Annotated in this window: 10 protein-coding genes; 4 read left to right on the forward strand and 6 right to left on the reverse strand. The window is 70.9% G+C overall.

The window, feature by feature from the left end; genetic code table 11:
- Positions 1–5: 5 nt before the first annotated feature.
- The 5 genes from ASC81_RS10245 to ASC81_RS10265 all read right to left on the reverse strand — a co-directional run bounded on the left by ASC81_RS10245 (position 6) and on the right by ASC81_RS10265 (position 6,411).
- Complete coding sequence (locus tag ASC81_RS10245) at positions 6–1,223, reverse strand: ABC transporter permease (RefSeq protein ID WP_056266138.1); 1,218 nt, start codon at positions 1,221–1,223, stop codon at positions 6–8.
- On the reverse strand, positions 1,223–2,530 hold the full coding sequence (locus ASC81_RS10250; protein WP_056266141.1) for an ABC transporter permease: 1,308 nt from the start codon (positions 2,528–2,530) through the stop codon (positions 1,223–1,225). The genes ASC81_RS10245 and ASC81_RS10250 overlap by 1 nt, the downstream gene beginning before the upstream one ends.
- Entirely contained in the window at positions 2,530–3,792 is a 1,263-nt protein-coding gene (locus ASC81_RS10255; protein WP_056266145.1) for a TolC family outer membrane protein, read from the reverse strand. Before ASC81_RS10255 ends, ASC81_RS10250 begins: the two co-directional genes overlap by 1 nt.
- A gap of 14 nt (positions 3,793–3,806) precedes the next feature.
- Entirely contained in the window at positions 3,807–4,502 is a 696-nt protein-coding gene (locus ASC81_RS10260; RefSeq protein WP_056266148.1) for an ABC transporter ATP-binding protein, read from the reverse strand.
- 631 nt (positions 4,503–5,133) lie between these two features.
- Positions 5,134–6,411, reverse strand: a complete 1,278-nt coding sequence (locus tag ASC81_RS10265; protein WP_056266152.1) for an efflux RND transporter periplasmic adaptor subunit — start codon at positions 6,409–6,411, stop codon at positions 5,134–5,136.
- A 320-nt stretch (positions 6,412–6,731) separates the two neighbouring features.
- Between ASC81_RS10265 and ASC81_RS10270 the strand changes: the two genes are divergently transcribed.
- From ASC81_RS10270 to ASC81_RS28185, 4 genes are all read left to right on the forward strand, one after another.
- A complete protein-coding gene (locus ASC81_RS10270) occupies positions 6,732–7,226 on the forward strand; it encodes a hypothetical protein (RefSeq protein WP_156391986.1) in 495 nt (164 codons plus the stop codon).
- A 146-nt stretch (positions 7,227–7,372) separates the two neighbouring features.
- Positions 7,373–8,482 (forward strand): type 1 glutamine amidotransferase domain-containing protein, encoded by a 1,110-nt coding sequence (locus ASC81_RS10275; RefSeq protein WP_056266157.1) that lies wholly within the window; start codon positions 7,373–7,375, stop codon positions 8,480–8,482.
- A gap of 11 nt (positions 8,483–8,493) precedes the next feature.
- Complete coding sequence (locus ASC81_RS10280) at positions 8,494–9,174, forward strand: response regulator transcription factor (RefSeq protein ID WP_056266160.1); 681 nt, start codon at positions 8,494–8,496, stop codon at positions 9,172–9,174.
- The gene (locus ASC81_RS28185) at positions 9,171–10,388 is read left to right on the forward strand and encodes a HAMP domain-containing sensor histidine kinase (RefSeq protein WP_056266163.1); all 1,218 of its coding nucleotides are present in this window, start codon (positions 9,171–9,173) and stop codon (positions 10,386–10,388) included. Before ASC81_RS10280 ends, ASC81_RS28185 begins: the two co-directional genes overlap by 4 nt.
- A gap of 122 nt (positions 10,389–10,510) precedes the next feature.
- Here the strand turns inward: ASC81_RS28185 and ASC81_RS10290 are convergent, their stop codons facing one another.
- Entirely contained in the window at positions 10,511–11,743 is a 1,233-nt protein-coding gene (locus ASC81_RS10290; protein ID WP_056266165.1) for a DUF1501 domain-containing protein, read from the reverse strand.
- Positions 11,744–11,809 lie beyond the last annotated feature (66 nt).

An 11,809-nucleotide genomic window follows, 5' to 3' on the forward strand; every position in this document is an offset into this window, starting at 1 on the left:
CTAACCTAACTTCGCAATGCGGCGACAGGCGAGAGCCGTGCGGCCCGGCGTGCAGGCACCCAGACGGCCAGCTGCCCAAGCAGCCACAGCGAAAGCGCACCCGCCGGTAGATACAGCCAGGGCAGCCGCGGCAGCGCATAGCTCTGCATCAGCAGCTGGCTCAGGGCGATGGCGCCGCCCAGGCCGATGAGGATGCCGGTGGTCGTCAGCAACAGGTTCTCGAGCTGGAAGTAGCGCAGGATCTGCTGCTGCGTGGCGCCCAGAGCGCGGCGCGTGCCAATCATGCGGGTGCGCTGCTGCACCCAGAAGCTGGCCAGGCCGACGATGCCCATGGCCGTGACCAGCAGCAACGCCACGCAGACGCCGCCCATCAGCCAGGCCATCGCACGGTCCTGGGCATAGAACGCGGCGCGCATCTCGGTCAGCGGCCGCGCCTGGGTGACGACGCGGCCCTTGGCGCCCTCCTCCAGCACGGCGGTCGCCGCCTTGATCTGCGCGTCCAGCTGGCCCGGCTCGGCGCGGATCACGTAGGACCCGCCGCCGCGCAGGGGCAGGATCATGGCCGCGCCGCCACCTTCGGAGCGCGAGCGGTGCAGCTGCGTGGGGGTGAGGGTCTGCACCACGCCGATGATGGTCGACGGCGAACGGCCGAAGATGTAGACCGTCTGGCCCACCGCCGAGTGGCCCGGGAACAACTTGTCGGCCATCACCTTGTTGACGATGAGCTGGCCGATGCGGGGGTCGGAGACGCTGAAGGCCTGGAAGCTGTCGAGCACCTCCTCGGCCGTGAAGTTGCGACCTTCCAGCAGTTTCAACCCGAAGGTGGGCAGCATCTGGTCGTCGGCGGCGTACTGGGCGGCGGAGACGCGCAAGCCCTTGCTGTCCGGCTCCAGCGTCACGCCGCTGTTGTTGCTGTTGTTGCCGTAGACGATCTGGTTGGCCACCGTGGCCGCCTTGATGCCCGGCAGCGCGCGCAGCCGCGCCACGTCCTCGGCCACGATGCCGGCGGTGCGCTCGGGCGGCTGCGGCTTGCTGCCGCGCAGGTTCAACACCGCGATCTCGGTCTCGGCCAGGCCGCTGTCGGCGTTCAGCGCCTCGACGCGCGTCTGGATCAGGTGCAGCGCGTTGGTGACGATGGCGCAGGTCAGCGCCACCTCCAGCACGATGAGGCCGGCCGCGATCTTGTGGCGGCGCAGCGTGGAAAGAATGGGCAGCAGGTCCATCACGACACCTTGAGTTGAACGGCCGGGGTGACCAGGGCCGCGCGCCAGGCCGGCAGCAGGCCGGCAAGCAGGCTGGCCAGCAGCGACAGGCCCAGCGTCAGCGCCAGCATGCTGGCGTCCAGCTCGGCCAGGCGGGCGTAGTCGTTGGGGCTCTGGCGCACCAGCCACAGGCCGCCCTGGGCGAACAGCAGGCCCAGCAGCGCGCCGGCCAGGCCAAGCACGCCGGCCTCGACGACGAACTGCTGGAAGATGTCGCCGCGCGTGGCGCCCAAAGCGCGGCGCACACCGATCTCGCCGCTGCGGCGCAGCGTCTTGGCCAGCAGCAGGCCCACCATGTTGACCACGCAGACGGCCAGGAAGCCGAAAGCCAGCCAGGTCTGCAGCCGCACATCGGCGGGCAGCACCTTCTGCGCGCCCAGCCAGTCCATGACATTGCGCAGCCGCACATTGGTCGGGCGCTCGAAGCGGCCGGCCTTGCGCTGCGCCTCCGAGTAGGAAACGAGGTAATCGCGGTAGGCGGCGGCGTCGCCGGGCTTCTCGAATTCAACCCAGTACTGGATCCACGAGCAGCTCGCGTTCAGGTCCAGCGAGGTGCCGCCATTGGCGCCGCGGCCCCAGCAGTCCATGTTGCCCCAGTGGCCCATCTTGAGCGCCATCGCAGTCGAGAACGGCAGGAAGAACTCCTCGGTTTCGGTGTAGCTGCCCAGCGTCAGGTCCCAGAAGTGCGGCTGCACCTTCCAGGCTTTCAGCACGCCGACGATGCGCAGCGGCTGGCCGCGCACGATGACCTCGCGCCCGATGCTGTTGACGCCGCCGAACAGCTTCTCGTTGAGCGACGCCGAGATGACGGCCACGCGCGCCTCGGCCTCGTCATCGGCGGCACTCCAGCCACCGCCGTGCTGCCAGGGCGCGTCGAACATCGCGAAGAAGTCCGCCGACGAGTAGCGCACGCTGGAGAAGATCGGCTTGGTGTCGCCGTCGGGCAGGCCGACGGCGGTGTTGAAGCCGCTGGACATGGATTGGCGCATGGCCTTCTTGTCGCGCAGCAGGGCCGTCGCGTCGAAGCGGCTCAGGTCGAAGGTCGGCTCGTCGCCGGCCTTCCAGCCCACCATGTCGGACGCATCGAGCTGCACGTTGAAGAGCCGGTCGCTCTTGTGCGGGATCGGGTCGCCGGACAGCACGTGATAGACGGTCAGCGTCGTCATGCAGGCGCCGATCCCCAGGGCCAGCGCCAACACCATCAAGGCGCTGAGGCCCTTGGACGACAGGATGTTGCGCCAGGCGAGTTCGAGGTAATGAAGAAACATCAGCGTTGCTCCAGCAAGGCGTTGACGGAAGCGAGTTCGGCATCACCGAGGGAACCCGCCGCCTGGTGCAGGGCCAGCAGGGCCAGCACATGGCGGTGGCGGGCCTGGGTCTGCGCGTTCTGCGCGCCGGCCAGGGTCTGGATGGCGAGCAGCAGGTCGGTGGTACTGCGCGTGCCCAGCGTCAGGCCGGTGCGGGTGGCGTCCAGCGCGCGTTGGGCGGCTTCAACGGCGGCCTGGGTCGAGCGCAGCTGCGCCGCGCCCTGGCCCACGGCCAGGTGCTGGGCGCGCACCTCGCGCAGCACGGCGCGGCGGCCGGCTTCGAGCTGCTCGCGCGCGGCCTCGCGCTGGAAGCCGGCGCGGTCGGCGGCGGCGCTGGTGGCACCGCCGGCGAACAGCGGCACGGTCAGGCGCAGCGCGACCTGGGTCGGCGTGCGGCCGGCGTCGAAGGCCGACACACCGTCGCCGCGCAGGCGCTGCGTGTCGACGCCGACGCTCAAGGTCGGCAGATGGCCGGCGCGGGCGGCGGAGATGCGCTGCTCGCTGGCCTGCACGTCCAACTGCAGGGCACGCAGCTCGGGGTTGGCCTGCAGCGCGCGCTGCGTCCAGGCGTCCACGTCGTCGGGCAGCAGCTGTGCATCCAAGCTGCGACGCAGCGGCTGCAGCGCGGCGGCCGGCGTGCCGGTCAGCTGGGCGAGCGCCTCGCGGGCGTCGGCCAGGTTCAGATCGGCGGCCAGCGTGTTGCCGCGCGCCAGCTCGCGGTAGGCGCGCGACTGGTCGGCCTCGACCTGCGCCGACATACCGGCCGTGAAGCGCGTCTCCGCCTCGCCGACCTGGCGCGCGAACGCCTCTTCATTGGCGCGTGCCGTCGCAAGCTGGGCCTCGGCCGACAGCAGGCCGAAATAGGCTTCGGCGACACGTTGGCGCGCGCCCTGCTCGGCTGCCGCCAGGCGCGCCGCCTGGGCCGAGGCCTGGCTGCGGCCGGCATCCCATTCACGCAGCGCGGCCAGGTCGACAAGGGCCTGGGTGATGCTGCTGGTGGTCTGGTTCCAGCGCGCGCCGCCGGTCTCGCGCAGCTCGCTGTTGTTGAGCCGCCATTGCGGCAGCAGCGCCGCGCGGGCCTCGCGGGCCGCGGCTTCCTGCGCGCCGCTGTAGGCGGCGGCCTGGCGCAGCAGCGGGTCGGCCGCGCGCGCCTGCGCCCAGACCTGCAGCAGGTCGTCGGCGCGGGCGGCCGTGGCGGCCAGCAGCGCGAGGACAAGGATCAATCGCCGCATCCGCTTCAGGCCGCCAGGGCCGTCGTGAGGTCGGCCGTCAGGTCCACGACCTGGCCGTCGATGACATGCACGTTGCGCTGCGCACGCGCCGCCAGCTGCGGGTCGTGCGTGACCATGACGATGGTGGCGCCGTCGCGGTGCAGCTCTTCCAACAGCTCCATGACGCTGCGCGCCATCGCGCTGTCGAGGTTGCCGGTCGGCTCGTCGGCAAGCAGCAGGCGCGGCTCGCCGGCGAGCGCGCGGGCGATGGCCACGCGCTGCTGCTGGCCGCCCGACAGCTCGGCCGGGTAGTGCTTGGCGCGCGCCGACAGGCCGACGCGGCCCAGCGCCTCCAGCGCACGCTTCTTGCGCTCGGCGCTGCCATAGCCGCGGTAGCGCAGCGGCACCTCGATGTTGTCGAGCACGTTGAGGTCGGGGATCAGGTTGAAGGCCTGGAAGATGAAGCCGATCTTCTGGTTGCGGATGCGCGAGCGCTCGCCGTCGCCCATGCGGCTGACGTCAATGCCATCGAGCTTGTAGGTGCCGGCGCTGAAGGCCTCCAGCAGCCCGGCGATGGTCAGGAAGGTGGTCTTGCCCGAGCCCGACGGCCCGGTCACGGCGACGAACTCGCCTTCGTTGACGGTCAGGTTGAAGTCGCGCAGGGCGTAGGTCTCGACCATTTCGGTGCGGTAGACCTTCTGCAGTTTTTCCATCTGGAGCATGTTGTTGTCCTGGTCGTCAGTTTTTGCCGTCGGCTTGGTTGTCTAAGTGGCACTTGCCTATTGGCAAGGTGCCGGGAGTCCCGCCCGGCGGCGGGGTAACTTTCTTCTGCGGCGCCAGAAGAAAGTCACCAAAGAAGAGGCGCTCAACCGCACACGACCGCGGCGCCGCCATCAGCGGCGCGCGAAAACGGTCACTGCGATTCCGGGAAGACGCGACCCGCTTCGCTCTCGCTGCTGTCCCTGTGAAAAGCGCCACGCATCGCCCCTTCACGCCGGTTAACGCCGGCTGCACGCCGGGCTCATCAGGGGATACCGCGTCGCCCGAGCGACGCTGCACTAGGTTTTCTCGTGAGCACGGCGTGCAGCCGCGCGTTAAGCGGGCAGTTGGTGCGATGGATGATGTTCGTGACAAGGACAGCAGCGAGAGCGCAGCGGGTCGCGTCTTCCCATCCACCAAGGGGCTGTTGCACGGCGCAACTCGTACACGTGGTGCTGGTGTGCGGTTCAGGGCCTCTTCTTTGGTGACTTTCTTCTGGCCCCGCAGAAGAAAGTTACCCGGCCGCCGGGACGGACTCTCGGCAATGCAACGAGCGCGCGCACTCTTCGGGAAAGCAACCTGCTTACCCATCACTCAATCCGCAATCAAGACGCGCTCCGCGCCCTTGAAGTTGTCCGTGCCCGAGATCACGACACGGTCGCCGGCAACCAACCCCGACACCACCTCCACCCGATCCAACGAGCGAGCACCGAGCTTCACCGCCACCTTCTCCGCATAGCCCCCGCGCACCACATACGCATAACTGCCGCCGCCCTCGTCGACGAAGCTGCCGCGCGCCACGCCCAGCACCTTGTCGCGCTTGTCCAGCAGCACACGCACCGACAGACGCTGGTTCTGCCTCAGCTGCTCCGGCTGCTGGCCGGCAAAGCGCAGTCGCGCCGCCACCTCGCCATTGACCACCTCGGGCGACACCGAGCTGACCTGGCCCGCCCAGCGCTGGCCGTTGCCGCTGATCTCGCCAGGCATGCCCGGCTGCAGCTCGCGCGCAAAGCTCTCGGCCACCTGCATCTGCACTTCCAGCGCTGACAGGTCGATGACCGACAGCAGGCGCGCGTCGCGGCCGACGTTGGTGCGGTCGGCGATGAACAGCTGGCCGACCTGCCCATCCACTGGCGAGCGCACGGCCAGGTCGGCCACCTGGCGCTCCAGGTCGGCCACCATCAATTGCTGGCGCGCCAGCGCGCTTTTCTTGGCCTGCACGTCCAGCGCCAGGCTGTCGTTCTTCAGGCCACGCAGGCCGGCGGCCTGGTCCAGCGCGAGCTTGGCTTTGGCCAGCGCGTCCTGCGCGCGCTCGACCTGCATGCGCGCAGTGGCGCCGGCCTCGAAGGCCTGGGTCTGGCGCGCCAGGTCGTTGGCGGCGGTCTGCTGGTCGATGCGGGCGTTCTCAAACGCGCTTTGCAGCGCGGCGGTCTGCTGGCGGGCCTCGACCTCGGCGCGCGCCAGCTCGGCCTTCACGGCGTCGACATTGCTGCGCTCCTGCGCGAGTCGGTTGGTCAGCTCGGGCGATTCGACGCGCGCCAGCACCTGGCCGCGCTTGACCGGGTCGCCGGCCTGCACGGCCAGCGTCACGGTGCCGCCGCCGGGCGCGAACAGCGTGGGGCTTTGTGCGGCGACGACGCGGCCCTCGCCGGCCACGTCCCGCGTCAGCGGGCCGATGCCGACCGTGGCCAGCGACAGCCGCGAGGTGCTGATGGCCGAATCGGCCGACAGCATCTGCTTGACGCGCCCTCCGCCCAGCAGCGCGATGGCCGCGGCGATGGCCACCCCGGCGACGGCCAGCAAGGGCCAGCGGCGGGACTTGGGAGCGAGCGGTCGGTCCTGTTCAGAGGTGTCGCGGAAGCGGGTGTTCATGCCTGACTTTTCGCAAGCCCTGTGCCAACGACGCCCGGCATGTAAATCAAGCACTTGGCCCATGTAAAGGCGTCCGCGGACAGTGTGCGGACAGTCCGGCCAGGCAGCCACCGGCCGTCATCGACAGCGGCTTTCTTCGTAGGCTCAGGCCTACCGGGCAGGTCACGTCCAGGGCAACGGCCTCCACCACCACGCCAGGGCGACGTCGGGCGGCCGCTGCGCACCGCCGCGCAGGAATGACCGTTGCCCGCTGATGCAGCGGCATCCGCCGCACCGTCGCGCCCAAGGGCGAACGGCTTGCCAACTGTTGGAGAGTCATCATGAGCACCCAGTTGAAATCCACCCCGACCGTGACTGCCATGGCCCTCGCGGCCTTGCTGGCCGCCGGTTGCGCCAGCCAGTCCACGTCCGACAACGCCAGTGCGGACAACGCAGCTGCCGGGCAATCGGACGTCGTCAGCCAGACCAACCCGCTCGACCAGCCGGCCGCGGGCACGACCCATGTGACGCTGCCTAGCGCCCAGACTGCGGAGACCACGCCATACAGCGACACCACCACGGCCTCGACCGCCTCGACCACAGCGCAGCCGGCCGACAGCACGCTGGCGGGCACGACGACCGACACGACGACGTCGTCCATGGCCGACAACAGCAGCCCCATGGCCGCACCCAACCCGGCGCCGATGCCCAACGACACCAACCGCTGGCCGGCCAACAGCAGCGCCAGCACCGACACGGCGACCACCACCACAGCGACGAACAGCAGCGGCTACACCACCGATCAACCGCTGCCTCCGCGCGCCGACCGCAACTGACACCGGTCGCAGCCGCAACCCCGAGGCGCAGACCCTGCTGCCGATGCAGGGCCTGCGCGGGGGCTGCCATCTGCCGTCGTCTCTTGACATCGGCTTCACATCGGCCCAGCACATTGGTGGCACCTCAACTTTCCCGGGCCGCCACCATGCACCGACTCCTGCTTGCCGCCAGCCTGGCGGCCACCCTTGGCCTGCCTGCCGCAGCCGCCACCACGGCGCCGGGCGTGCTGCTCGTCGTTTCCAGCGAGGGCCGCGCCGAGGGCACGACCATCAACCGCCCCGGCTTCGAGATGGACGAGCTGGCCATGGCCTGGCTGACGCTGCGTGCCAATGGGCTGCAGGTGCAGATTGCCAGCCCGGCCGGCGGCGCCGTGGTGGCAGACCGCCACAACCCGCGTGAGGACCACATCGCCGCCTTCCTGGCCGATGCCGACGGCGTACGCCAACTGCAGCAGACCCGCCGCACCGAGGACGTGAAGCCCGGCGAGCATGCGGCCATCTTCCTGATCGGCGGCAAGGGCGCGATGTTCGACCTGCCGCGCGATACCGCGCTGCTGCAGCTGCTGGCCGCTCACCAGGGCGTGCTGGCCGCGGTCTGCCACGGGCCGGCCGCGCTGCTGAACGTGAGGACGCCCGACGGCCGCCCGCTGGTGGCCGGCCGCCGCATGACGGGCTTCAGCGACGAGGAAGAAAAGCTGTTCGGCAAGAAGTGGGCGAAGGAGTACCCGTTCTGGCTGGAGACGCGAGCCCGCGAGCTGGGCGCGCAGTGGGAAGAGGCGCCGCTGATGATGCCCAAGCTGGTGGTCGACGGCCCGCTGGTCACCGGCCAGAACCCGTTCTCGACGACGCTGGTGGCCGAGGCCATCGTCAGGCAGCTGGGCCGCACGCCGCAGCCGCGCACGCTGCACCGCGACGAGGCCAGCATGCAGCTGGTGACGCGCTGGCTGGCGGGCGAGCAGGGCGCCGTGCGCGCCGCGCTGGCCGCCGAACCCAAGCGCTTCAACACCGATCTGATCGCCATGCTGGGCTACTACCAGTCCCAAGCCGCCGTGGACGATGCCGCACGCCGGCAGGCGCTGTCCGTCATGGAGCTGGCCGCGCCGCACATGGCGCATGCCAAGTTCCGCCTCGGCCTGGCGCAGGCCTACGCCCAGCTGGCCCAGCCGCAGAAGGCGCGAGAGGTGCTGACCGCCTTGCTGGCCGCCGAGCCGGCCAACGCCGAGGCGCGCGTCGCGCTCAGCCAGCTCAACGGGTGACACTTGCCCGCATGCCGCACCTGCTGCTCGTCGAGGACCACGCCCCGCTGCGCGAGCAGATCGCCGCGCTGTTGCGCGCGGCCGGCCACCGTGTGACCGAGGCCAGCGACGGCCGGCTGGCACTGCAGGCCGCCCTCGGCGACGCGCCGGACGTGCTGCTGCTCGACATCGGCCTGCCCGGCCTGGACGGGCTGCAGCTCTGCGAGCGGCTGCGCGCCGCCGCGCCCAGCCATGTGCCGGTGCTGATGATCACGGCACGCGACACCCTGCCCGACAAGCTCGCGGGCTTTGCGGCCGGCGGCGACGACTACCTCGTCAAGCCCTTTGCCAGCGAGGAACTGCTGGCTCGCGTGCAGGCGCTGGCCAGGCGCGGCCAGGCCGGGCAGGACTACCTGCTGCGCGTCGGTCCGCTGAGCCTGGACCGGCGCGCGCAGGAAGCCTTTCGCGACGGGCAGCGGCTGGCGCTGCCGCCCACACCGCTGGCCATCCTGCGCCTGCTGATGGAGGCCCACCCGCGCGCGCTGACGCGCAGCCGCCTGATCGAGCGCCTGTGGGACGACGAGCCGCCCGAGTCCGACCCGCTGCGCAGCCACATCCACCTGCTGCGGCAGGCGATGGACAAGCCCTTCGACCGGCCGCTGCTGACCACCGTGCACGGCATCGGCTACCGGCTGGATGCCGACGCCGCATGACGCTGCAGCGCCGCCTGATGCTCACCTTCGCCGCGTTCACGCTGGGGGTGGCGGCGCTGTTCGGGCTGTTCGCGATGGCCTTCACCTACTCGGTGGAGGACCGCTTCATCGAGCAGCTGCTGCAGCGCGAAGCCACCCGGCTGCGCGCCGAGCATGCGCGGCACGGCCGCTGGCAGGCTGCGGCCGCCGACATGCGCCTGCCGATGCCGATGCAGGTGCATGAGAGCGCCGCCACGCTGCCCGCCGACGTTGCGGCCGCGCTGGCCGACGAGCCGCGGCGGACCGAGATTGCCGGCACGCAGGGGCGCCACTACCACCTGATGCCGCTGGTGCGTCAGGGCCAGCCCCCGTGGCTGCTGGCCGAAGTCAGCAGCCAGCTGATCGTGCGGCCGATGCGCGGCGAGCTGCTGCAGTGGCTGGCCGGCTGGGGGCTGGCGGTGGTGGCGCTGGCGGGTCTGCTGGGCTGGCTGCTGGCGCGCCGCGTCAGCCGGCCGCTGGCGCAGCTGTCCGAGCACATGCGTGCGGCGCGGCCGCAGGCCTTGCCGCGTTTGCCCGGCGGGGCACCGGGTGATGAGATCGGCGACATGACGCGCAGCCTGGACGCGCTGCTGGAACGCACGCGCGACTTCATCGAACGCGAGCAGGCCTTCAGCCGCGATGCCAGCCACGAGCTGCGCACGCCGCTGGCCGTGCTGCGCATCGGCCTTGACCGCCTGCAGCCCCAAGCCGATGACGCCCAGCGCCGCGAGCTGCTGCCACTGCAGACGGCGGTGCGGCTGATGGAGCAGACGGTCGCGACGCTGCTGATGCTGGCCCGCGAGCCGGCCGCGGCACCGGTGGCGCCCACGCCCATCCTGCCGCTGGTGGAGGACTGGGTGCTGGCGCATGCCGCCGCGCTGGACGCCCGCGCACTGCGCATCGACTGCCGCCTCGCCCCGGCCGATGCGTTGGCGCTGCCCGCCCCGGTGCTGCAGCTGGTGCTGGCCAGCCTGCTGGCCAACGCGTTGACGCAAGGTCAGGCGGGCGGCTGCATCGAGATCGACTGGCAGCGCGGCAGCCTGTCGCTGCGCAACCCGGGCGCCGGCGATACGGGCGGATCAGGCCTCGGCCTGGGCATCGTGCAGCGGTTGCTGGCGCAGCACGGCGGCAGGCTCGCCTTCGAGCAGGCCGGCGGTCAGACCGAGGTGCGCATCGATCTCAAGGGCAACGCGTAGACGATCTCAGACGCTCAGCGTCGCCACCAGAAACCAATAGGCCAACACCGCTGCAGCCAGGCAGAGCGCAAATGGGGTCGAGTTGCGTCTCATGCGGTTCTCCAGTCGGTGAGGGGGTGGAATCAGGCGCGCAACAGCTTGTCGGAATAACGCCAAGTCTGCGGGCCATTCGGAAACACTGCTGCCAGTGCGGTTTCCGACAGGCCCAGGTGGCGCTGCAGCAGCGGGCCCAGCACCTGGCGGAAATCGGTGCGCACGGCCAGGTCGCGGCCATCGGCCAGCGCGCTGGGGTCCAGCCCCGGCCACTCACCCAGCACCTGGCCGCCGGCCACCGGGCCGCCCAGCAGCCAGATGACGTTGCCGCGGCCGTGGTCGGTGCCGCCGTTGCCGTTCTGGCGCAGCGTGCGGCCGAACTCGCTGACGACGACGATGACGGTGTCCTTCAGCGCATCGCCCAGGCCCAAGCTGAGCGCGTCCAGCCCCTCGCCCAGGCTGGCCAGCCGGTTGGCGAGCTGGCCGCGCGCGGCGCCCTGGTTGACGTGGGTGTCCCAGCCGCCCACCGCCGTGAAGGCAAGTTGGGTGTGCGGGTCCTTGCGGATCAGCGTGCCGAGCCGCCGCGCATCGGCCGCAAAGCTGCGCGCTGACGGCGCACCGGCATCGGCGCTCGGGTCCATCGAGCGCGGCTCGGCGGCCGACATGCTTCTGGCCATGTCGCCGCGGCCCTGCGTGGTGTCGCGCAGGGTGCCGCTGAGCTGGGCGTCGCCGGCGTACAGCTTGGCCAGGCTGGCCTGCATCTGCGGGTTGTCGATGGCGCGGCGCTGCATGGCATTGGGCCCCAGGCCCAGGCTGGCGACGCTGGCGCTGCCGGCAAAGATGCGCGGTGGCGTGCTGCCTTGGGAGATGGCGCGCGTCGGCGCGGGCTCACCAGGCAGCGTGGCCAGCAGGCGGTTCATCCAGCCATCGGGCGTGGACTTGCGGCCCGGCGTGCCGGATTCCAGGTAGTCCTGCGCGTCGAAGTGGGAGCGGGTCGGGTCGGGCGAGCCGCTGGCATGCACGAAGGCCAGCTGGCCGCCGTCCCAATGGCGCTTGAGCGGGCTCAAGGAAGGGTGCAGGCCGAACAGCGAATCAAGCTTGATGAGGCCGTCCTCGGTGCCAGGGGCGCCAAGGGCGATCTGCGGGCGGCTGTCTGCGTAGTCGCGCTCGCCGTAGGGGGCGACGACGGACAGGCCGTCCACCGCGCCGCGCAGCATGACGACGACGAGCTTCTTCTGCGCGCCGTTCTGCGCGCGCACGAGTGAAACGGGCAGGCCACCCAAGGTGAAGGCACCGAAGTGCAGGAGTTGGCGACGAAGCATGGTGGTCAGCTCCGCTCGGGCGTCCGAAGGTGCTGACGCGCCCCCTCGGGGGGCAGCGACTGAAAG

The sequence above is a fragment of the Pelomonas sp. Root405 genome (assembly GCF_001425165.1).
Lineage (GTDB): Bacteria > Pseudomonadota > Gammaproteobacteria > Burkholderiales > Burkholderiaceae_C > Pelomonas.